This is a genomic window from Deinococcus humi, from assembly GCF_014201875.1.
Taxonomy (GTDB): domain Bacteria; phylum Deinococcota; class Deinococci; order Deinococcales; family Deinococcaceae; genus Deinococcus; species Deinococcus humi.
Genome location: NZ_JACHFL010000005.1, coordinates 22,024 through 42,748 on the forward strand (window position 1 = coordinate 22,024; position 20,725 = coordinate 42,748).

The window sequence follows — 20,725 nt, forward strand, 5'->3', positions numbered from 1 at the left end:
GGGGCGCTTAGCTCAGTCGCCCAGCGCGGCCCGCACCGCGTCCACGATGCGCTCGCCGTAATTCTCGATGCGCTTCGGTCCCATGCCGGGCAGACCTTGCAACTCGTCCAGACTGCGTGGGCAGGCCAGGGCCAGGGCCTCCAGCGTGGCGTTGGGGAAGATCACGAAGGCGCTGTGGCCGGTCTCACGGCACAGCTCCCGGCGCAGTTCCCGCAGGGCCTCGGCGATTTCCGGATGGGCTACACCCTCATTCGGGTCAGCTGCCGGAACGGGGCGGGGCGGCTCAGCCCAGACAGGGCGGGCAGGCTCCCGCACAGACGCCGTTCCCTCTCTCCCACCACGCAGCAGGCCCAGCACGGCGCTGTTCTCCCGAGCCCCGCGTTCAGCCGGCAGCGCAGGCCGAGGCGCTCCCCTTTCCCCGCTGGAGTGTTCACGCACAATCTCCAACACGTCCTCGCCGTATTCGGCCAGTTTGCGCTGACCCACGCCGCTTACCGTTCCCAGGGTGGCACCGCTGCTGGGGCGCAATTCGCAGATGGCCTTCAGGGTGGCGTCGCTGAAGATGGCGTAGGGCGGCACCGCCTTCTGACGGGCCAGCTGGAGCCGCCACGCCCGCAGAGCCTCAAACAGTGGCGTGTCCTGCGCGTCCACCGGGGCACGGCCGCTTCTGGACGCGTCGCGGTCACGCTTGCGCACGTGTTCGCGGGGCAGCAGGCTGTCCTCGCGCAGCGTCAGGGTTATCTCGCCCTTCAGTAGGGCACGGGATTTGCCGGTGGCGCTCAGGCCATGGTGTTCGCCCGCCGCCAGGTGGCCCAGACTGACCAGCTGGCGGATCAGCCCACGCCACATCTTCTCGTCGTGCCCCTTCCCGACGCCGAAAGTGGGCAACAGGTGGTGTCCCATGCCCACCACTTTCTCGGTGGGCTCGCCCAGCAGCACGTCGGTCAGGTGGGCGGCGCCGAAGCGGTTGCCGGTTCGAATGGCCGCCGACAGGGCCATCTGCGCCTCGCGGGTGGCGTCACGCACGCGGGGCGGATTCAAGCAGATGTCGCAGTTGCCGCAGGGCTCGTCGCGCTGCTCGCCGAAGTAGGCCAGCAACAGGTTGCGGCGGCAGCCACTTGCCTCGCAGTACGTCAACAGGGCATCGAGCTTGGCGGCCTCCACACGCTTGACCTCCTCTGGGGCGTCGCTCTGCGAGAGCATGCGCTTCACGTTCACCACATCGGCCAGACCGTAGACCATCCAGGCGGTGCTGGGCAGGCCGTCGCGCCCGGCGCGGCCCGTTTCCTGGTAGTAGCCCTCCATGCTCTTGGGCAGGTCCAAGTGCGCCACGAAGCGCACATTGGGCTTGTCGATGCCCATGCCGAAGGCCACCGTCGCCACCACCACCACGCCCTCGTCATTCAGGAAGCGTTCCTGGGCGTGGTTGCGCTCACGTGGCGAGAGACCCGCATGGTACGGCACGGCGTCGATGCCCTGAGTCACGAGCCACTGCGCGGTCTGCTCCACCGATTTGCGCGACAGGCAGTACACGATGCCTGCGTCTCCCCGGTGTTCGGCGTGGATAAAGTCCAGCAGCTGGGTCTTGGGCCCCTCCTTGTTCGCCACCCGGTACTGAATGTTGGGGCGGTCGAAGCTCGAAATGAACTGCGCCGCGCCGCGCAGCTCCAGCACCCGCAGGATGTCGGCGCGTGTGCGGTCATCGGCGGTGGCGGTCAGGGCCACGCGGGGAATATCGGGGAAACGCGCGGGCAGCACGCCCAGCTGCCCGTACTCCGGCCTGAAATCGTGGCCCCACTGCGAGACACAGTGCGCCTCGTCAATGGCGAACAGGGCCACCGGGGAGCGTGCCAGCAGCTCCAGCGTGCGGCCCAGCAAAAGACGTTCGGGAGCGACGTACAACAGATCGAGTGCCCCGCCCAGCAGCGCCGCCTCCACCTCGCGCACGCCCTCGGGCGGCAGGGTGGAATTCAGAAAGGCGGCCCGCACGCCCAGTTGCCGCAGCGCGTCCACCTGATCCTTCATCAGCGCGATCAGCGGCGAGACCACGATGCCGGTGCCGGGGCGCAGCAGGCTGGGCACCTGATAGCACAGGCTCTTGCCGCCCCCCGTGGGCATCAGGACTAGCGCATTGTCTCCTTCCACCACCGTCCGCACGATGTCGGCCTGCACGTCCCGGAACGCCCCGTACCCCCAGACGCGGCTGAGGACTTCCAGAGCGCGGGCGTCGGTATCGGCGGGAGAATGAAGGGATTGGGACGCGGCAAGGGACATTCCTGATAGGATAGCGCGTTCTGTGTGGGACGTAATGGAACGCCGCCGCGAATCGGGGCCGCTCCTGCACCGGACGAAGGGCGGCGCTTCCAACTGGACTGATGCTCTACAGTCCGGGGCGTGCACTTCCTGGCCCGCCTCGCGTCCCGACACCCCTGGGCGGTGCTGGCGGTCTGGGTGATTGCCGCCGCCCTGAGCCTGCCCCTGGCCGCCCGCGCCCCAGCCGCCCTGAACGCCGATCCGGCCGGGGGATTATCCCATTCGGGGGCCAACACGGTCAGCGGGCTGCTGCGCGAACGCTTTGGTGAGCGCGACACCAACACCGCCATTCTGGTCACGCGCAGCCTTCCGCCGCTCACCACGCCCCAGGGACAGAAGATCTACCGGGCGTTCGTGGACGGTCTGGAAACGGTAGCGGGCGTCTCGCGCGTCGTGCCCGCCACCCCCGGCGGCCCTGTGCCCACGCAGGCGACAGACGGCGTGCTGGCCCTGACGGTGGCCCAGATTCCTTTACAGGAGGGCGGCACCGAGGCGCTGTCCAGGGTGCGTGATTACGTGCGCGGCGTCCAGAGCGAGGCGCTGACCATTCGCGTGACCGGCGGGCAGGCGATTGCCGACGACTTCACCGAATTTGCCGAGACCGACACCAAACGCAGTGAGTTCACGGCGCTGCCGCTGATCGCCGGACTGCTGCTGCTGGTCTTTGGAGCACTGGTGGCCACGGGCCTGCCGCTGGCGGTGGGGGTGCTGAGTATTTCCGTGGCGATGGCCGCCCTGTACGGCCTGACGTTCCTGATGCCGGTCAGCACCTTCGCCCAGAGCGTGATCACCATGCTGGGGCTGGGCGCGGGCATCGACTACGCCCTGTTGATGGTGAACCGTTTCCGCGAGGAGCTGAGGCACGGAACGGATCCCCGCGCCGCCGCCGCCCGCACCGTGATGACGGCGGGGCGCAGCGTGGCCTTCAGCGGCTCCACGGTGGGCATTGCAATGGCGGGCCTGATCCTGCCTCCGGTGGCCTTTGTTCGCAGCATCGGCATCGGTGGTGTGCTGGCCGTCATTCTGACCGTCTTGGCGAGCCTGACGGCGCTGCCCGCGCTGCTGGCCCTGCTGGGTGAGCGGGTCAACAGCCCACGTCTGCTGAAAGTGACCTGGGCGCAGAGTGGCGCGGCGTCGGTGGCCTGGACTGCCTTCGCGCGGCGCGTCACCGCCCGCCCCGTGCTGGGGGTTGTGCTGTCCACTGCCTTTTTGCTGACGCTGACCGTGCCTGCCCTGGGCCTCAAGACCGGCTACGCGGGCGCGTGGGGCCTGGTTCCCGGTGTGCCCAGCCGCGACGCCCTGGGTGACGTGCGAGAGCTGGGCGCGGGTGGACTTCTCAGCCAGTTCGAGGTCATCCTGGACCTGCAGGGGCAGCGCTACACCCCGGCAGACCGCAACCGTTTTCAGGGGACGGTCAACGAGCTGCGCGCCCTGCCCGGTGTGAAGGCAGTGATCAGTCCCTTCCTGACCCCCGCTGATCTGGCCGCAGTGGGCAGTGGAGGGCTGGAGGCCCTGAGCGTCCTGACCCGCCGTTCCTTCAGCGCGGACCGCAAGCTGCTGCGCTTGACGGTGGTGCCAGACGATACCCTGCGCGCCCAGGACATTGCCGCGTTCGAGGCCCGTGTGCGCGCCACGCTGGACGCCAGCGGCTACGCGTACCTGCTGGGTGGCGCCCCGGTGGGCGGCGAGGAATTCAGCCGCGCGATCATCGGCACGCTGCCGGGGGTCATCGCCGTGGTCTTCACCGGAACCTTCCTCCTCCTGATGGTGGCCTTCCGCAGCCTGCTGATCCCCCTCAAAAGCATCGTCATGAACGCCCTGACCGTGGGCGCGGCGGTGGGCGTGGTCACGCTGGTCGTGCAGGGCGGCTTCCTGGCCGCGCCGCTGGGCATTCCCGCTGACGTAGGTGTGCTGGACGCCTCGCTGCCGGTGCTGCTGTTCGCCGTGATGTTCGGCCTGAGCATGGATTATGAGATCTTCCTGCTCTCGCGCGTGCAAGAGGAGGTGCTGCGCGGGGCCAGGAACGACGAGGCCGTGGTGCTGGCAGTGGGCCACACCGCGCGCATCATCACCAGCGCCGCCGTGATCATGTTCATCGTGTTCGTGGCCTTTATGTTCGGGCGCGTGGTCGCCACCAAGAGCATCGGCCTGGGTCTGGCGGTGGCGGTGGCGCTGGACGCCACGCTGGTACGTCTGGTGCTGGTGCCCGCCTTTCTGAAGCTGGCCGGAAAGTGGAACTGGTGGCTGCCGGGCTGGCTGGACAAACGCCTGCCGCATATCCGGCTGGAGCATTGAGGACGCTCAGGCGGTCAGGATGAGCGGCCTGCCCCCGGTAATCATGACCGTGTGTTCAAAATGGGCCGCCAGACCACCATCGGTGGTGCTTAAAGTCCACCCGTCACGCAAGGTCCTGACCCGGGGGGACCGGCCGGTCGAGACCATCGGCTCAATGGCGATCACCAGCCCCTCGTGCAACTTTTTGCGGTCTACCGGGCGGTAGTAGTTCGGCACGTTGGGATCCTCGTGGATGGCGCGGCCCACCCCGTGACCGAACAGCTCCCGCAGCACCGTGAAGCCGCGGCGCCTGACCTCCGTTTCAACGGCCCGACCGATGGCATGAACGGGCTGGCCCGCTTTGGCAGCGGCCAGGGCCGCCTCAAGCGCCGCCTCGGTGCATTCGATCAGCCGCGTGGCGACAGGCGACGCCGGGGGAACCGCCACAGTCACGGCGGCATCTGCGACGTAGCCGTCCACGAAGGGCGTGACATCCAGACTGACCACATCTCCTGCGGCCAGCGGACGCCGTGTCGGCAACCCATGAACGATATCGTCGTTGACACTGATAAAGACGTTGACCGGCGCGTTGTAGGTCATGCGCGGGGCAGATTCGGCCCCGTACTGCCTGAAGACCCGCCCAGCCAGGGCATCAAGCTCGGCGGGTGTGACACCCGGCTCGATGGCGGCCCGCAGCGCACGGAGCGTCTCGGCCACCACGAAGCCCGCGCGTTTCATTCCCTGCAGTTCGGTCTCGGTGGTCACGGTCATGACCGTCACTGTAGGGCACCGGGGGCTGGTCCGGGGGTCAGCCCCTCTCCTCTCGCGTCCCTGCCTCTCCCATCCTCCCGACCGAATCTGCTTGAATACCCCCATGTTCAAGATCCGCCCGGCCCGGCCCAGTGACCAGGATTCGCTCTACCGCATCTGCCTGGAAACGGCGGACAGTGGCGCGGACGCCACATACCTGTACCGCGATCCGCTGCTGGTGGGGCACATCTACGCCGGACCGTATCTGGCCTACGCGCCCGATTTCGCCTTTGTGCTGCAGGATGAGGCGGGCGTCTGCGGCTACGTCATCGGTGCGCTCGACTCGCACAGGTTTGAGGCGACGCTGGAGCGCGAGTGGTGGCCTGCCCTGCGCCGCCAGTATTCCGATCCGGCCAGTACACCTCCCGCCGAGCGCACCCCGGACCAGCGCCTCGCCCACCTGATTCACCACCCGCACACCGCCCCACAGGAAATTGTGGACACCTATCCCTCGCACCTGCACATCGATTTGCTGCCCCGTGGTCAGGGCGGCGGCAACGGGCGGCAGATGATGGAGCGGCTGTTTGCCGCCCTGAGAGGAGCCGGTTCCCCTGGCGTGCATCTGGGCGTGGGGGGGCGCAACACGCGGGCCATCGGGTTTTACCGCCATCTGGGGTTTCAGGAACTGGAACGGTGGCCGGGAGGATCGCTGACGCTGGGGCTGAAGCTGTAACGCCGGGTCAACGCTGCTGGTCGCGCACCGCCGCCAGCGTTTCCTCGAACTCGTCGAGAAACTCGTCTTCCAGCTGGCGGTCCCGGATCAGGGCGTCCTGCTCGGTGGTGGCCTGTTCGCGGGTCCAGCGCACGCGGGCCTGACGCGCCCCGCTGACATTGCCCTTCCCGGCGATGAAACGCGCCGCGTGGCGGACCGCCTCCAGAGGATCGTCGGTGGGCGCAGTGACGCTCAGGTTCCGCAGCCCACCCTGATCGTTGACCAGGGACGAGGTCACCTCCACCCGCATGCCCTTGCGGGCCAGGAACACCTGATCCACGCGCCACATGCTGGTGGCCCGGATGGGCTCGGCGGCGGAACGGACGGGGCGGCGGCGGGGCATCAGCCCTTCACGCTCCCAGCACGCTGACCAGCACAGGTTTCCCGCACATCACAGCTCCGGGGCGGCCACCTGGGGGTGCCGCCATTCCCGGGCGGTGTCCAGGCCCAGCAGCACCCGGCCCGCGCCCTCCGCAAGCGCCTCGAGTTCCAGTTCACCCGGAATCACCAGCACCGGGGCAATCCAGGCCACCCGGCGCTCGATGCGGTCTACCAGTTCGTCCCAGCGGGCGATGCCGCCAGTGATCACCAGCGCGTCGGGGCGGCCCGTCAGCGCGCCGGTCTGCTCTCCCAGCCCCTTGCACACCTGATGCACGAAGGCGGCGGCGGCGGCCTGCACGGCAGGATCGCTGACCATGCGCGCCTCCAGATCCTTGAGGTTGGCGCTGCCCGTCAGTGACAGGAAGCCGCCCCCCCCGGACAGCTGATGTAGCGCCGCCGCCTCACCCTTCTCCCGGACCAGCCGCAACAGCATGCGGGCGGGCAACGGGCCGCTCTGCATCGCGCCCAGCGGGCCACCGTCGGGGCCAGTGCCGGTGGTGTCTACCGCGCGGCCCTTCTCGAAAGCGGTGACGCTGGCGGTGGCCCCCAGGTGGGCCACCACAATGCGGGCATCCTGCAAGCGCATGCCCACCTCGTGCGCCGCGCGGCGGGCCACAACGCGCACGTTCAGGGCATGAAACTGAGCGTGGCGGCGCAGGCCCCTGATCCCGGTCTCGCGCGCCTCAGGCAGCAGCTCGTCCACGCTCTGGGGATCGACCACAAAAGCGGGGACGCCGTAGTCCAGCGCCAGCGTCAGTGCCAGCGGACCACCCAGATTCGGCGGATACTGTGCGCCCTCACCTTGCACGGCAAATTCAGCCATCTCCGGGGTGACCCGGTACGTGCCGGCAGCCACCCGCCCGATCAGGCCGCCGCGCCCGACGACAGCGTCCGGGGCAGGCCAGTCGGCGGTCAGTTCCCGGATCTGCGCCGACAGCTGCGGCAGGTCTGCGGCAGTGGGCGGAGCGGCTAGATTCAGTTCGCTGCGGGTCAGCGACAACTCCAGCTGCCCCGGCAACGCCGAGTTCAGACTCGGCTCAATGCTGGCGCAGGCGAGCTTGATGCCGCTGGTTCCTGGATTGATCACATAGGCGATCACAACGCCGCAGAGTAGCAGAGCCCCGCCGGGAGATGTCCCGGTTCCAGGGAGAGGAGAGGCGCAGGCGCATGGCCCGGCCTCCACCCCAGCGTGCAGCCGCTCAGCTACTCGGTTCGATCAGTCCGTAATGCCCATCCTTGCGGCGGTACACCACTCCGGTCACGCCCGAATTCATGTTGGAAAACACGTAGAAATCGTGACCCAAAGCCTCCATCTGCACCACCGCGTCTTCCGGGTTCATGGGGCGCAGGTCAAAACGCTTCTGACGCACGATCTCGGGAACGAATTCGGTCACGTCGTCGAGGCCAGCCTCCACGGCAGCCTCGGCGGGACCGGGCTCCGGCACTGGCACGGCCTCATGGCGGGCCTTCATGTAGCGGGTCTTGAACTTGCGCAGCTGCCGCTCCAACACATCGCTGGCCTTGTCGATGGCAGCGTACATGTCGGCGTGGTGCTCCTCGGCGCGGATAATGCCGTTGGGCACGTTGAGCTGTACTTCCACGCGGTTGCGGCGCGTTGAGTCCCTTACATCCCTCACTGTCAGCGTGACCCGCGCGTCTGTAATGGAGTCGTTGTAACGGTCCAGTCGCGTGAGTTTTTCCTCGACGTAATCGCGCATGGCGTCTGTAACGTCGACGTTCCGGCCTGACAGTTTGTAGATATGCACGGCTTTCACCCATCCTTTCCCGGAAGGGTAGAAAGTGGCCTTCCGGTCCTCCTCACTGTAGCCCGCCCCGCGCGGCGTTGTCCGGCGGACTCTTCATGGCGCCTACACCCATGCTGGGGGTATGATGAGGGGCGCAGGCGTGGGGAAGGCATGTGGAGGCCCCTCCCCCCCACCACCATGAAGACTGACCCAGGAACGGGGCAATCCAGCAGACCATTTGGGGCTCCCCAGGGGCGGTATCATGGTGCCATGACGGTGGATCGGCCATGAAGGTGGATCGGCAGGAGCAGGACGAGGCCCGGCGCGAACGCATTGCCCGAGCCGCTTTCGAGCTGTTCGCCCGCAGCGGCCTGGAAGCCACCAGCGTCCAGGACATCGCCCAAGCGGCCTTTGTGAGCCGCACCAACCTGTACCGCTATTTCCCCAGCAAGATTCACATGCTGTTGGCCCACTTCAATAAGGATGTGCAGGCCAGTCGCGACGACGCCCTGGAGCGCCTGCACGCCGGGGCCAACCCGCAGCAGGTCTGGGAAAAGGTCATGGCCCGCATGGCCGATCTGGGCGTGCGCTACCGCCACCTGGTCGGCGCGGTGGCGCAGGCGGTGCTGGGCGCGTCTCCCCTGGGTGAGCCGGAGCAGGGCAACACGGGCGCCCGGACGAAGAACCCGCTGTCATTTCCAACCCGCCTGTCCCCCGCCGATGGCCTGGGGACGGCGCTGACCCTGGGTGCCCTGGTGGAACCCGTGCTCCTGGCCATGCAGGCCCAGGGGCGACTGCGCCCGGAAGTCAACGTCGCCGGCCTGAGCGCCCTACTGGTGGACGCCTGCCTGCTGGCCCTGATGCACGGCGGGCACCGCGATCAGCGCGAGGTGCTGCGCGACTGGCAGGACCGCTTCAGCCTGCTGATGTCCGGGGCACTGGCGCCCGGCGTGGTGGTAGAAGGCCAGCGGGACTGAAGCGAGAGGGCCCTAAAATCGGTTGAAGGCAGGGCGGCGGCCATTAATCGCCCTCGCTGCTTGAGGTCCGGAAAGGGCCGACATCCTGGAATGATTTAACCTGAGTGGATAGGTTCAGTCCGTTGCGGCCAATGTTGCCCGCTCCCACAGCCTGCATGACCGCGAACCACTAGAATCGACGGCGTGATTGCATACCTGACCGGCGTGGTGCGCGAGGTGCGCGAGAACAGCGCCGTGGTGGTGGCGGGCGGCGTGGGCTACGAGGTCCAGTGTCCGGCAGGGACCCTGGCAAAACTGGTGGTGGGCGAAACCGCCGAACTGAACACCCGCTTCATCGTGCGCGAGGACGCCCAGTTGCTGTTCGGGTTTGGCGACACCGACAGCGTGCGCTTGTTCGATCTGGTGACTGGCGTGAGTGGCGTGGGGCCAAAACTGGGGCTGGCATTGTTGTCGGCCATGCCAGTCTCTGCGCTGGCCCAGGGCCTGCTGAGCGGCGACGCCAAACTGCTCTCCAGCGTCTCCGGGGTGGGCAAGAAGACCGCCGAGCGGCTGGTCCTGGAACTGCAGGGCAAGGTGCCCGAACACTTGGCCGCGCCCACGGTGGGCGGCGTGAGGGCCGCGAAAGTGGCGACGACGGCGGGCCGCGACGCGGTGGACGCGCTGCTGGCCCTAGGGTTCCGCGAGGCTGGGGTGCGCGCCGTGGTGGCCGAACTGCTCTCCGCCGAGCCGGACCTGAACGCCGACGCCCTGATCCGCAAGGGTCTGGGCCGCCTGCGATGAGGACCCACCGGCTATGAGGCGCCGGCTTTGACCCACGGCCAGCCCGACGAATTGCACATCGAACAGACCGGAGATCAGGACGCTGGAACGCCGGACGGCCAGGAGTCGGTTTACCAGGAGCAGAAGGTGTCCTGGCTGGAACTGTTCTTCGACCTGATCTTCGTGGTGGCCTTCGATCAGCTCGCCAAGCGGCTGGGTCAGTCGCCGGAGGCGGCTGCAGTCCTGCACTTCTGTCTGCTGTTCGTGGCGGTGTGGTGGGCGTGGGCGGGCAATGCCACCTTCGCCGCCCGCTATGGCAACGAGACCCGTGTCTACCGCTGGGGCACCCTGGCACAACTGGTGTCGCTGGCCATGATCGCCCTGACACTGCGCGGCGACCTGTCGGACACGGGCGCGGCCTTCGCGCTGGCGTATGGCGCCAGCCGGATCATTCAGGCGGGAATGTACGCGGCGGTGGCGCGGCGGGGGCCAGGGGGCATTGACTTCGCCGGGCGGATGACCCTGTCTTTTGGGCTCGTGGCGGCGTTGTGGCTGGTGTCTGCGCTTTTGCAGAGTGGTTCCGGGACGCAGATCGGGCTGTGGTGCGCCGCCCTGGTCCTTGATGTGCTGACCCCGGTGGTGATCCGCCACCACAGCCATGACGCCCTCCCCCACGAGGGTCACCTGCCAGAGCGTGTGGGGCTGCTCCAGATCATCGCACTGGGGGCCATCGTGACCGAGATCGTGGCGGGCAGTCGCCAGCAGGACCTGGATGCGAACAACCTGATTCCAGCGCTCGCGGCCATCGTGACTTCGGTGGCGTTGTGGCGGCTGTACTTCGACCAGGCGCGCTCGCTGCCCCTGCTGGGGGCGCGGGTGGATCACCGGGTGGGGGTCATGTTGGCGTGGCTCTACGGCCACCTGCCCTTCACCCTGGCGGTGGTGGTGCTGGGCGTGGGGCTGGGCCACGGCCTGTCCGCTGCCGGAACCGCTAAGGCGGCCGGAGACCAGCGCATGGTAGGCGCGTCGCTGGCCCTCGCGCTGCTGACGCTGGCCTTCTTGCGCTGGAACTCGCTGCGGGTGACAGGCCAGTTCTTCCCGGACCGTAGCGTTCCCGCCCTGCTGCTGGGGACAGGGCTGGCAGCGGGCCTTCTTCTGATTGATCTGGACACCCGGGGAGTGCATCTGGCCGTGGCTGGGCTGACTGTTCTGGTGGCACTGATCAGCGCCACCGATCCGGTCACGCAGCGGATGGGCCGGCTGGAGGAGCGGGTGCTGGAACAGCTCGAAGAGGGCAACCAGCCCGACTCCGTGGAGGACGCTCTGGATCAGTTGCCCGATCCCCACACCGCCGACACGTCCGCGTAACCGCCGACAAAGAGGGCCACGCGCAGCTCCTGAATAAAGTTTGCCAGCCAGTCCTCCACGGCCTCGGCGCTGTCCAGTGCGGGCGCGAGCAGCGGGCGGGCCACCGCCACCACCCCCGCACCCAGGCTCAGCGCGCGGGCAGCGTCCAGCCCCGTACGAATCCCGCCCGAGGCGATCAGCGGCACCCCCGGAGCAGCGGCCCGCGCGTCCCGTAGAGCCTGCGCCGTCGGCACCCCCACCTCACACAGGTCCGGGCTGATCACCGCGCCGTGTTCGACGAGCTGTTCCACCCGCGCCCAGCTGGTCCCCCCGGCCCCAGCCACATCCAGCGCGGCGAAGCCCAGACCGGACACGGCGGCCACCGTATGTCTGTCCAGGCCATGCCCCACCTCTTTCAGGATCACCGGGAAGGGAAGCTCCGGCAGCAGTTCGGCCAGCCGCGCCGTCAATCCGGCCCAGTTGGTGTCACCGCCGCGCTGCAAGGCTTCCTGCAGGGGATTGACGTGGATGGCCAGGGCGTCGGCCCCCACCGCCTGCACGGCGCGGCTGGCCTGCTGGGCGCCGTAGCCCAGCAGGAACTGGGCCCCGCCCAGGTTGCCGATCAACAGGATGTCGGGGGCAGCCCCACGAATCTGGAAAGTGGCAGCGGTGTCGGGACGTTCCAGCATCACGCGTTGCGAGCCCAGCATCAGCCCCAGCCCCAGGGTCTGCGCCGCCCGCGCCAGATTGGCGTTGATGCGCCCGGCCCGCTCGGCCCCACCGGTCATCGCGCCGATCAGTACCGGCGCGCTCAGGTGGTGGCCCAGGAAGGCCGTGCCCAGGTCGACGTCGCTCAGGTTGCGCTCCGGCAGGGCGCGGTATGGCCACGGCACGGCTTCCAGCCTGGTGGTCACGCCGGCGTACTGGCTTTCAGGCAGCAGGCACGCTTCCACATGGCGCAGTTTGCGCGCTGCAATGTCGGGGGGCACCGCTGGGGTCATGGCCACAGCCTAACGCCCGCCGCAAGGGGCCAGCGGGTGAATTCCCGCACTACACGGCACTTGGCGACCGCAGGCACAGTTGACAGCCTGCGCTATCGGCTGTACTATTCCCAAGCGCTGAGACAAGAAGGACAGCGCAAGGCACGAGGAAAGAAGGTTACGCAGGGTAGAGCAGTCTGGTAGCTCGTCGGGCTCATAACCCGGAGGTCGCAGGTTCAAATCCTGTCCCTGCAACCAAAACGAAAGTCCCCCACTTCATAGTGGGGGATTTTTCTTGTGGAAGGCAAGCTGGAACTCCATTACCCTCCAGGCCGTACTGTGGAGCAAGATGAGCCTTGCCTTTCTGATTTTTCTGGTCGCCTGGATCGTGGGGATGGTGGCGACCTTCGTTCCCGTCCTGCCCGCCACGCTGATCATTTTTCTGGGGGCGCTGGGCGCCACGCTGCTGGACGGCTTTCAGGTCTGGCCCGATCTGCCCTTCCTGCTGACTTTCGGGGCCATCACAGTGCTGATCGGCTTTGTGGACAATCTGGCCTCGGCGTGGGGCGCACGCCGCTACGGCGGCAGCAAACAGGCGGTGTGGGGGGCATTGATCGGCGGTCTGGCAGGCCTGTTCATTCCCTTCGGCCTGCTTGTGGGGCCGCTGGCCGGGGCGCTGCTGGCCGAATTGCTTGTCGTCCGCAGAACGCTCCCCGACGCGCTGCGCTCGGCCTGGGGCACCTTGGTGGGTCTGCTGACCGGGCTGGCTGCCAAGCTCGTGCTGCACCTGCTGATGGGGATCTACGAGTTGTGGCGGCTGTGGGAACCGGCGCGGAGCGTGGCGGGGGGCTAGCCCCACCACCTGTGAGATCCTCGCTTATCTGGCGAAAAGCAGCGGCGACACCCCGATCAACCCGATGACCAGCGCAGGCAACAGCGGCAGCAACGTGCCCATCACCGCCTGAACGGGGCGCTCAGTCAGGTGGCGAAAGGCGGCGTATACGAAGCCAAACTGCGCTAGCGTGCCCAGCAGCGTGACCATCACCAGCCCAAATCCGGCAGAGGTCTGGAAGGTCTGCGCCAGAGCAAGGCGCTCCAGCACACGCGGATCGCCGCCTGGGGGGAAGGCATCCACGGTGGCCCCTTTAGGGACGAAGGCGGCGGCGGGCGTCAGCAGCGTAACCACGATCACCAGCAGATACAGCGGCGGCAGCAACGCGAAGCTGGCCCCGTAGACCTCTGCCGCGCGGCCCTTGAAACCCGCGCCAACCCGCCCCAGGCCCCACATCAGCATGAAGACGAACACGCTGAGAAAGGTGGTGCCCAGCGTGTTGACCGCATAGGTGGCGAAATTGGGGGCTGCCGCCTCGCTGTGGGCCGCCGCAAACACGGCGGCGTGGCGCACCAGCAGGGTGTAGGCGAGGCCGCCCAGCAGACCGGCCACCACCGGCACCCACACATAGCGCCACCACACCAGATCCAACTCCTGCAATTGCCCAACGAAACTGCGTGGGCTGGCCAGCAGCGTGACCGGTGTCGGAGGATCCGGAAATGGGGCCGGCGGGCTGAGCTTGCGGGCGGTGGACTTACGGGGTGAGGCCATAGACCCCGCCATGCTAGCGGCTGCGGCGCGGGACAGACGGCAGGATCAGAACAGCGCGCTTCTCAGATTGGTGACCCACAGCCCCACCTGCGGGAAGGTCAGGGCCACGGCCACGGCGCCGAACAGCACGATGACCACGTAGCTCAGGCTCAGCCACGGGCCAGGAGCGCAGCGCTCCTGCGGATCGGGTTTCGGGGTCAGCCACAGGTGCAGCACCACCATGACCACGGCGCCAAAGAGCAGTGCCCCCAGCGCCAGCGGAATTTTCAGGGCCGGGTTGCCCAGCAGTTCGGTGGCCTGCGCCGGATCGCCCAGGTTCTTGCCAGCAACAAATGCGCCCAGCCCCACCGCCAGCGTGTTGTTCAGCGCGTGGACGATCACGCTGTTCCACAAGCTGCCGCTGTGCTGCACGAGGCGCGCCAGCACGTAGGCCAGCGGCAGGATCCCGGCGATACTGGCCGGAACGCCATGCGCCACCGAGAACGCGAAGGTGGAGGTCAGCGCGGCCACGGTGAAGCCCGCCGCCCGCTCGTGGCCGCGCATCAGCAGGCCCCGGAAGGCCACTTCCTCGGCAAAGGGAATCAGGATTCCTGCCGCCAGCAGCAGCGCCCACAGGTCCGGTCCACTGCTCAGAAACTGCGGCACCGAATCCGCCGCCGACGGGAAAAAGGTGATGTAGGCCAGCACGAAGGCCCGCGAGGCCAGGAAGGCCAGCGCGAAGGCCGCCAGCGCCAGGCCCCACGACGGCGGCGTGCGCCAGCGCGTGTCTGCCAGGAGCGCCCGCACAGTGGACCGGAAGAACACGAAGGCCGCCAGCACCACGACAGCAAAAGAGGCTAGCAGCGTCACCCCCAGCGGCACCCGCTGCGCGATCAGCAGCGCCGAGACCACGTTCTGGATCACCAGCAGACTGAGTGCGGCGCGGTTGCCGTTCACCGCACGGATGCCGGCGGGCGGCTGCGTCTTGTGGGGCCAGGGCGGGGAGGCGGGGGTGTCGGTGTCCGGCGCGGTCATGGTTCAGAGGGTACTGCGCGGCCCCCGGCCTGCGCCTCCGCTGAAAGACGGAGACTTTCTTGAGGCTTAGCCGTTGGGGGACCCTCCCCTGCTCTCCCCGGTTCCGCAGCGGGAGGAACGCCTTTCCCTCAGGCGGTCAGCACCTCGATGGCCTGCTCAAGCGCCCCATCCCCGGTCTGGTGATGCAGGACAAAGCGCACCGAATCTGGCCCCAGGGCACTGGCGAGTACACCCTGCTCGGCCCACTTCGCCACCTGCCCGGCAGCGTTGGGCAGCGTGACGTAGATGATGTTGGTCTGCACGGCGGCCAGATTCACGTCAAAACCTGCCTTGACTAGCGCCTCGGCCAGTTCGCGGGTCCGGCGGTGGTCTTCCTTCAACCGGGTCGGGCCATCCCGCAGGGCCACCAGCGCGGCTGCCGCCAGGATTCCAGCCTGACGCATCCCGCCGCCCAGCATCTTGCGGTAACGGTGGGCCTGTTTCATGGCCTCGGCGCTGCCCACCAGCACGCTGCCCACCGGTGCACCCAGCCCCTTGCTCAAGCACACGCTGACGGTGTGGAAGTGCCGCGTGATCTCGGAGAGCGGTACGTCCAATGCCGCCGCCGCGTTGAAGACCCGCGCTCCGTCCAGATGCAAGGGCAGCCCCTCGGCATCGGCCACGGCGCGGATCTCCCTGATGGTATCGATGGGAATGATGGTGCCGCCCGCCTTGTTGTGGGTGTTCTCCAGGCTGATCAGTCCGGTGGGTGACTGGTGGACGCTGTGGCGCACGGCCAGCCGCACGGCCTCGGGTGCGGGCACCCCCAGCGGCGCGGGCACGAAGCGCGGCACGACACCGGAGAACGCCGCCATCATGCCCAGTTCCCACTCGTAGATATGGCTGCCCTCGGCGCAGACAACTTCCTCGCCCCGGCGGGTGTGCACGGCAATCGCCACCTGATTTGTCATGCTGCCGGACGGCATGAACAGGCCCGCCTCAAAACCGGTCAGGCGGGCAACCTCAGCTTGCAGTTCGTTGACGGTCGGGTCTTCGCCGTACACGTCGTCGCCTACCGCTGCCGACGCCATCGCGGCGCGCATTTCGGGAGTGGGCGTGGTAACGGTGTCGGAGCGCAGGTCGGCAATCACAGGAGGAGCCATGCCCACCATGCTAGCAACGCGTGATGCTCAGCGACGCATCAATCGCATCAGGACGGGACGCAGACGGATGACCCATAAAGGCGCGCCCAGAATATCGGTAGCAAACGGTTCGCCCCACTCGGCGCAATCGCGCAGAATTTCAAGCTGTGGCCCGGCAGGAGCGAAGTTTTCAAGGCGTCCAATCGCGTGGAGGGCACGGATATGATCGTCGTCTGGTTCCAGCGCCAGCGCCTCGTTCAGCAGGCGGCGTTTGGCGAATGGCCCCACCCAGTTGGCCAGCCCACTCAATGCACCGGCCTCTCGGCTCAGGGCCAACGACTGCCGGAAGGCTTTTTTCGCGCCTGCATGGTCATTAGCAAAATGGCCGAGATGATGTCCAAGTTGGCACAGGCGCTGAGCTTCCAATCTGGCGCGTTCCTGCTCCGGGAGCGATTCATGCTCGGGACGTTTGACAAACGCCGCCTGAGCTTCATGGCTACCGCCCCATTCAGTCCTTAAATTGCTCAGCATGGTTCGGCGCAGTTGCATTGAGCCTGGAGCGGCTTTCAGCCCTGCAAGGTAAGCGTCCCAGCCCTGTTCTCCCTGCTGCATCTGCAAGCAAATCAGGCCGCAGTAGGCCAGCGTCGCCTGCGCGTCAAGTTCCACAGCTTCCACAAAGTAGGACCACGCTTCTGCCATGACCTCGGCCAGTTCCTGCCGGTTTTCTTCGGGAATGTCTTTTGCCAGACGCATGGTCCGTAGCTGCCAACCGTGGGCGAACAGGTGCGACGCCAGTGACACCCGAGCTGGGTACGACTGGGGATAGGCGTTGACCCAGGCCCGAAACGGCTTCGTGAACTCGGGGCGGTAGGACTCAGCCAGAGTGTAGGCCCGGCGCAGCTCTTTTTCAGACAACTGCTGCACTGAAAAGGCATGGTGTAGACCACCGTAATGCGTTTCCAGTGCCTCAAAGTTCCTGTCAGACAGCAAGTCGCGCAGGGCTTCACGGGAAAGGCGAGCAGGCGTAGATGTCGTGGCCGGAAGCGACGCGAGGACGGTCATCAGGCCAGCAGCCTAGTCCGGCGTTTCTTGCCAGAATCTCTCAGCGGGCAAGGTCAGTCCCGCACGTACACTTTCATCTGCTTGATGCCGCCGCCGCTATAGTTCGCCGGATTGAAATCGTCCCACGGCACCCAGCGCACCGTCACGCTGTCATGCTCCACGTCGCCGTCGGTCAGACCAAGTTTGAGTGGTTTCTTGCTGCCATTGGGCAGGGTGGCGGTCACAGTCAGGATGTACTTTCCAAGCGGCAGATCATTGAAATTGGTACTGTGGTACGGCCAGTCCTGACCCAGTGTGGTGCGGCCACCCCCGTTGGGATCGGAATAGGGATAGCCGCCGGGAGGGGCGAGCGGCGCGGCTTTAAAGGTGTACACGATGGGTTTTCCTGTGCTGCCGTCCACCAGTTTGCCCTGCGGGATAAAGGTCACGGTGATGACGCTGCCACCCGGAGCGGCTCCGGGCGTGACGGCGCTATACCTCGAGTCGCAGTATGCGCTCGCGGGCAGGCCGCAGTAACTGAAATCCACACTTGAGCCGTAGAAATCCGTGTCCCTGCTGGCCCCGGCCCCGCTGCCCGCCCGTAGGCCCGACAGCTTCCAGCGGAAATTGAGGTTGCCGCCCTCGCTGGAGTCCACATTGGTGTTGGGGTTCCCACTGGCCGGATCCATGAAAAACGAGAAGGTCTGGCCCTCGAAGGTGGTCGTGTAAGAGGCCTTGGCCTGATAGCGTCCGTCTGGCACGCGCAGGCTGTAGGTGCCGTCGGCCTTGGTCTCGGTCTCAAAGCTGGTTTTCTGGCCCTGCGTGAAGGTGGTGCCGTTGATGAATACCCGCGCCCCTGCCAGCGGACGGCCCTGTGTGTCCAGCACCAGTCCGGTGACGTAGCCGGGCTTGATGGCCGGGACTTTAGCGGTGCTGGCCGGGGCGGCAGGCTTCGCCGGGGCTGGTGCAGGGGTGGGCCGGGGCACGCTGGCTGCAGGAGCGGTGGGTTGCAGAGCGGGCGCAGGTTTGGCCGGAGCCGTGCCCGTCACAGGCTTGAGCACGCACCACGCCAGCACGGCATTGCCTTGAGCCTCCACCCAGAGGCCAGCCAATGACTGCTGGGGACCGCTCAGCGCGAAGACCGACGCCCGGCCATCAGCCTCATCGTTGCGGTCCAGCAGGCGGTAGGTGTAACCCAGCGACTTGACTCCACTGTTGAAGGTCTCTTCCAGATCGTCATCGGGCTGCGTCCAGACTACGTACTCGCTCTTTGTGCAACTGCTTCCGGCCGCGCTGGCCGCGTCGCGCAGGGCCGAGGCCAGATCCGCGACGGCGGCGCGGTCCGTCACAATCACCGCGCCCTCGTTGAATGTGGCGGGAACCAGGGTGCTGCCAGGGCCAGCAGCCAGCGCCGGAAACGCACCACAGAGGAGAAGCGACAGCAGGCGGACGGTTCCTTTCATACGGCACCTCAGAAGTGGCGGCTGGGTAAGGCCTGGGCCGTTCAGGCCAAGGAAACTTTGGGCTGAAGCTCAGGTGGGAAGAATCGCCATGCTAAGACGGGAAGGAGCGAATTGTCAGCCCCCACCCCCAGTGTCCTTCGGGCCATCTCGGCCCAGGCCTTACCCAGCCGCCACTTCCGCCCTTCTCTCCTCGATAATCTTCTTCGCCAGATGATCCGGCACGTCCTGGTAGCCGTGCGGCTTGATGCTGAAAGCACCCCGGTCTCCGGTCAGCGAACGCAGATCGGCGCTGTAGTTCTGCAACTCGGCCTGTGGCACCACAGCGCTGATGGTGATGACGGTGCCACCCGTGTCCATGCCCTGTACGCGTGCGCGGCGGGTTTGCAAATCGCTGATCAGGTCACCCGTGAACGAGGCGGGCGCGCGAACCTTGAGCAGGACGGCAGGCTCTAGCAGGCCGGGCCGGGCGTTTTCCAGCGCGTTCCTGAGGGCTAGGCTGCCCGCCATGCGAAAGGCGATGTCTGAGCTGTCCACATCGTGATAACTTCCGTCCAGCACGGTCACGTGTACGTCCTGCAAGGGGTATCCCGCCAGACTGCCCTTCTGCATGGCGTCCTGAATGCCCTTCTCGATACTGGGCAGGTACTTGCCGGGAATCGCGCCGCCCACCACGGCACTCTTGAAGCTGAAACCCTCGCCGGGTTCGATCCGCACCGTGCAGTCGCCGTACTGCCCGTGACCCCCGCTCTGTTTCTTGTGCTTGCCCTGCGCCTGTGCGGCGGCATGAATGGTCTCGCGGTACGGAATCTGCGGCGTGGTGGTGCTCACGTTCACCCCCTGCGCGGCCAGCTTCTCGGCGGCAATGGTCAGGTGCATGTCGCCCATGCCGCTCAGCAGTTGCTCGCCGGTCTGCGCGTCACGCTGGAAGTGCAGCGTGGGGTCTTCCTCCATCAGGCGGGTCAATGCCGCACCCAGCTTGTCCTCGTCCTGCCGGGTGGCCGGGTGCAGGGCCACCGTGTGCGCCGGGTCGGGCAGCCACAGGGGGTCGTACTGGATGGGATGGGCGGGATCGGCCAGCGTGTCGCCGGCGCGCAGATCGGTCAGTTTGGTCAGGACGCCGATCATCCCGGCCCTCAGCTCCGGCACCTCGGTCAACTCCTTGCCGTTGATCAGATACAGGTGGGCGGGCCTGACCTCCAGGCCGTCGCGCGAGGTGTTCACCACCGTGTCGCCGGGCCGCAGGGTGCCGCTGTATACCCGGATGTACGCCAGCTTGCCCACAAAAGGATCAATGCTCACCCGCCATACGCGCGCGCTGAACGGGGCATCGGGCGTCGGCTCGCGGTTCTGGCCATCCTGACCAGTGGTGGGACCGCGTTCGCGAGCGCTTCGGAGACCCGTGACCAGCAGATCCAGCAGTTGCGCCAGTCCCACGCCCGTCGTGGCGCTGACGGGAATCACCGGGTACAGCGTCCCTGCGTGCACGGCCCGCAGGAAGGCAGCGTGCAGGTCATCCGGACCGATCTGCTCGCCCTCCAGGTAGCGTTCCATCAGGGCATCGTCGGATTCGATGATGGCGTCGGTCAGGCTCTCCCGCGCCTCCCTGAGCACTGAGCGCATGTCGGACGGGACCTCACCACCGCCGCCCACCTCTCCGGTCAGGACGTTCACCACATCCCGGAACTCCGGTCCCTCGCCGACGGGCAAGTACAGCGGCGCGACGTTGCCCGGCAGGCTGGAGCGCAGGTCGGCCAGCACGGCAGAAAAGTTGGCCCGTTCGCGGTCCATCTTGTTGATGGCGATCAGACGCGGCATGTTGAAACGGTCGGCGGTGGCCCACACGCGCTCGGTGCCCACCTCAACGCCGCTCACGCCGCTGACCACCATCAGGGCGGCGTCGGCGGCGCGGATGGCCCCGCGAATCTCGCGCACAAAATCGGCGTAACCGGGGGTGTCCAGCACCGTGATGTCTGTGCCGTTGTGGTTCAGGCGCACGACGCCGGTGGTGATGGAAAAGCCGTGCGCCTTCTCGGCGTCGGTGTGATCGCTGTGGGTGGTGCCGTCCTCCACCCGACCAGGACGTGAAATGGCCCCGCTGTGGTGCAGCAGGGCTTCGCAGAGCGTGGTTTTCCCAGCGCCGCTGTGCGCGGCGAGACTCACAATACGAACGGGCATTCTTGAACCA

At 67.0% G+C, this 20,725-nt stretch carries 18 protein-coding genes and 1 tRNA gene; 7 read left to right on the top strand and 12 right to left on the bottom strand.

What is annotated here, in order from left to right; genetic code table 11:
• Positions 1-12: 12 nt before the first annotated feature.
• The gene (gene recQ / locus HNQ08_RS11050) at positions 13-2,274 is read right to left on the bottom strand and encodes a DNA helicase RecQ (protein ID WP_184131607.1); all 2,262 of its coding nucleotides are present in this window, start codon (positions 2,272-2,274) and stop codon (positions 13-15) included.
• A 120-nt stretch (positions 2,275-2,394) separates the two neighbouring features.
• On the opposite strand from recQ, the gene HNQ08_RS11055 reads away from it, so the two are divergent.
• Positions 2,395-4,608: an MMPL family transporter gene (locus HNQ08_RS11055; RefSeq protein WP_184131610.1), complete on the top strand. Its 2,214-nt coding sequence runs from the start codon at positions 2,395-2,397 to the stop codon at positions 4,606-4,608.
• Between the two features lie 6 nt (positions 4,609-4,614).
• Here HNQ08_RS11055 and map read toward each other — a convergent pair whose 3' ends face one another.
• Positions 4,615-5,358, bottom strand: a complete 744-nt coding sequence (gene map / locus HNQ08_RS11060) for a type I methionyl aminopeptidase (RefSeq protein WP_184131613.1) — start codon at positions 5,356-5,358, stop codon at positions 4,615-4,617.
• Between the two features lie 103 nt (positions 5,359-5,461).
• On the opposite strand from map, the gene HNQ08_RS11065 reads away from it, so the two are divergent.
• Positions 5,462-6,070 (top strand): GNAT family N-acetyltransferase, encoded by a 609-nt coding sequence (locus tag HNQ08_RS11065; RefSeq protein WP_184131616.1) that lies wholly within the window; start codon positions 5,462-5,464, stop codon positions 6,068-6,070.
• Between the two features lie 7 nt (positions 6,071-6,077).
• On the opposite strand, the gene HNQ08_RS11070 is transcribed toward HNQ08_RS11065, so the two are convergent.
• The 3 genes from HNQ08_RS11070 to hpf form a co-directional block, all read right to left on the bottom strand.
• On the bottom strand, positions 6,078-6,452 hold the full coding sequence (locus tag HNQ08_RS11070; protein WP_184131619.1) for a hypothetical protein: 375 nt from the start codon (positions 6,450-6,452) through the stop codon (positions 6,078-6,080).
• Positions 6,453-6,500: 48 nt separating this feature from the next.
• The gene (locus HNQ08_RS11075) at positions 6,501-7,589 is read right to left on the bottom strand and encodes a butyrate kinase (protein WP_184131622.1); all 1,089 of its coding nucleotides are present in this window, start codon (positions 7,587-7,589) and stop codon (positions 6,501-6,503) included.
• Positions 7,590-7,689: 100 nt separating this feature from the next.
• A complete protein-coding gene (gene hpf, locus HNQ08_RS11080; RefSeq protein WP_184132411.1) occupies positions 7,690-8,256 on the bottom strand; it encodes a ribosome hibernation-promoting factor, HPF/YfiA family in 567 nt (188 codons plus the stop codon).
• 266 nt (positions 8,257-8,522) lie between these two features.
• Between hpf and HNQ08_RS11085 the strand changes: the two genes are divergently transcribed.
• The 3 genes from HNQ08_RS11085 to HNQ08_RS11095 all read left to right on the top strand — a co-directional run bounded on the left by HNQ08_RS11085 (position 8,523) and on the right by HNQ08_RS11095 (position 11,339).
• Positions 8,523-9,212, top strand: a complete 690-nt coding sequence (locus HNQ08_RS11085; RefSeq protein WP_184131626.1) for a TetR/AcrR family transcriptional regulator — start codon at positions 8,523-8,525, stop codon at positions 9,210-9,212.
• 183 nt (positions 9,213-9,395) lie between these two features.
• A complete protein-coding gene (gene ruvA / locus HNQ08_RS11090; RefSeq protein WP_184131629.1) occupies positions 9,396-9,992 on the top strand; it encodes a Holliday junction branch migration protein RuvA in 597 nt (198 codons plus the stop codon).
• A gap of 27 nt (positions 9,993-10,019) precedes the next feature.
• Positions 10,020-11,339: a low temperature requirement protein A gene (locus HNQ08_RS11095; protein ID WP_184131633.1), complete on the top strand. Its 1,320-nt coding sequence runs from the start codon at positions 10,020-10,022 to the stop codon at positions 11,337-11,339.
• On the opposite strand, the gene fni is transcribed toward HNQ08_RS11095, so the two are convergent.
• A complete protein-coding gene (gene fni, locus HNQ08_RS11100; protein WP_184131636.1) occupies positions 11,300-12,319 on the bottom strand; it encodes a type 2 isopentenyl-diphosphate Delta-isomerase in 1,020 nt (339 codons plus the stop codon). The genes HNQ08_RS11095 and fni overlap by 40 nt on opposite strands.
• A 160-nt stretch (positions 12,320-12,479) precedes the next feature.
• Here fni and HNQ08_RS11105 point away from each other — a divergent pair.
• Together HNQ08_RS11105 and HNQ08_RS11110 are read left to right on the top strand one after the other, a co-directional pair.
• Positions 12,480-12,556 (top strand) — tRNA-Met (locus HNQ08_RS11105).
• A 91-nt stretch (positions 12,557-12,647) separates the two neighbouring features.
• A complete protein-coding gene (locus tag HNQ08_RS11110; RefSeq protein WP_184131639.1) occupies positions 12,648-13,151 on the top strand; it encodes a DUF456 domain-containing protein in 504 nt (167 codons plus the stop codon).
• A 24-nt stretch (positions 13,152-13,175) separates the two neighbouring features.
• On the opposite strand, the gene HNQ08_RS11115 is transcribed toward HNQ08_RS11110, so the two are convergent.
• The 6 genes from HNQ08_RS11115 to fusA all read right to left on the bottom strand — a co-directional run bounded on the left by HNQ08_RS11115 (position 13,176) and on the right by fusA (position 20,715).
• The gene (locus HNQ08_RS11115; RefSeq protein ID WP_184131641.1) at positions 13,176-13,901 is read right to left on the bottom strand and encodes a hypothetical protein; all 726 of its coding nucleotides are present in this window, start codon (positions 13,899-13,901) and stop codon (positions 13,176-13,178) included.
• Between the two features lie 45 nt (positions 13,902-13,946).
• Positions 13,947-14,915 (bottom strand): CPBP family intramembrane glutamic endopeptidase, encoded by a 969-nt coding sequence (locus tag HNQ08_RS11120; protein ID WP_184131645.1) that lies wholly within the window; start codon positions 14,913-14,915, stop codon positions 13,947-13,949.
• Between the two features lie 128 nt (positions 14,916-15,043).
• Positions 15,044-16,057: a threonine aldolase family protein gene (locus HNQ08_RS11125; RefSeq protein WP_184131647.1), complete on the bottom strand. Its 1,014-nt coding sequence runs from the start codon at positions 16,055-16,057 to the stop codon at positions 15,044-15,046.
• A 27-nt stretch (positions 16,058-16,084) separates the two neighbouring features.
• Positions 16,085-17,098, bottom strand: coding sequence for a DUF4034 domain-containing protein (locus tag HNQ08_RS11130; protein WP_184131650.1), 1,014 nt, complete (start codon positions 17,096-17,098; stop codon positions 16,085-16,087).
• 53 nt (positions 17,099-17,151) lie between these two features.
• On the bottom strand, positions 17,152-18,540 hold the full coding sequence (locus tag HNQ08_RS11135) for a carboxypeptidase-like regulatory domain-containing protein (RefSeq protein ID WP_184131653.1): 1,389 nt from the start codon (positions 18,538-18,540) through the stop codon (positions 17,152-17,154).
• 159 nt (positions 18,541-18,699) lie between these two features.
• Positions 18,700-20,715, bottom strand: coding sequence for an elongation factor G (fusA, locus tag HNQ08_RS11140; RefSeq protein ID WP_184131656.1), 2,016 nt, complete (start codon positions 20,713-20,715; stop codon positions 18,700-18,702).
• Positions 20,716-20,725: the final 10 nt, after the last annotated feature.

What these genes read in the sequence shown, in the direction of transcription:
- HNQ08_RS11070 (WP_184131619.1), bottom strand. Translation starts at nt 6,452, where the DNA reads ATGCCCCGCCGCCGCCCCGTCCGTTCCGCCGCCGAGCCCATCCGGGCC.
- HNQ08_RS11125 (WP_184131647.1), bottom strand. Translation starts at nt 16,057, where the DNA reads ATGGCTCCTCCTGTGATTGCCGACCTGCGCTCCGACACCGTTACCACG.
- fni (WP_184131636.1), bottom strand. Translation starts at nt 12,319, where the DNA reads ATGACCCCAGCGGTGCCCCCCGACATTGCAGCGCGCAAACTGCGCCAT.
- HNQ08_RS11130 (WP_184131650.1), bottom strand. Translation starts at nt 17,098, where the DNA reads ATGACCGTCCTCGCGTCGCTTCCGGCCACGACATCTACGCCTGCTCGC.
- map (WP_184131613.1), bottom strand. Translation starts at nt 5,358, where the DNA reads ATGACCGTGACCACCGAGACCGAACTGCAGGGAATGAAACGCGCGGGC.
- recQ (WP_184131607.1), bottom strand. Translation starts at nt 2,274, where the DNA reads ATGTCCCTTGCCGCGTCCCAATCCCTTCATTCTCCCGCCGATACCGAC.
- HNQ08_RS11120 (WP_184131645.1), bottom strand. Translation starts at nt 14,915, where the DNA reads ATGACCGCGCCGGACACCGACACCCCCGCCTCCCCGCCCTGGCCCCAC.
- HNQ08_RS11115 (WP_184131641.1), bottom strand. Translation starts at nt 13,901, where the DNA reads ATGGCCTCACCCCGTAAGTCCACCGCCCGCAAGCTCAGCCCGCCGGCC.
- HNQ08_RS11110 (WP_184131639.1), top strand. Translation starts at nt 12,648, where the DNA reads ATGAGCCTTGCCTTTCTGATTTTTCTGGTCGCCTGGATCGTGGGGATG.
- HNQ08_RS11065 (WP_184131616.1), top strand. Translation starts at nt 5,462, where the DNA reads ATGTTCAAGATCCGCCCGGCCCGGCCCAGTGACCAGGATTCGCTCTAC.
- HNQ08_RS11135 (WP_184131653.1), bottom strand. Translation starts at nt 18,540, where the DNA reads ATGAAAGGAACCGTCCGCCTGCTGTCGCTTCTCCTCTGTGGTGCGTTT.
- HNQ08_RS11085 (WP_184131626.1), top strand. Translation starts at nt 8,523, where the DNA reads ATGAAGGTGGATCGGCAGGAGCAGGACGAGGCCCGGCGCGAACGCATT.
- fusA (WP_184131656.1), bottom strand. Translation starts at nt 20,715, where the DNA reads ATGCCCGTTCGTATTGTGAGTCTCGCCGCGCACAGCGGCGCTGGGAAA.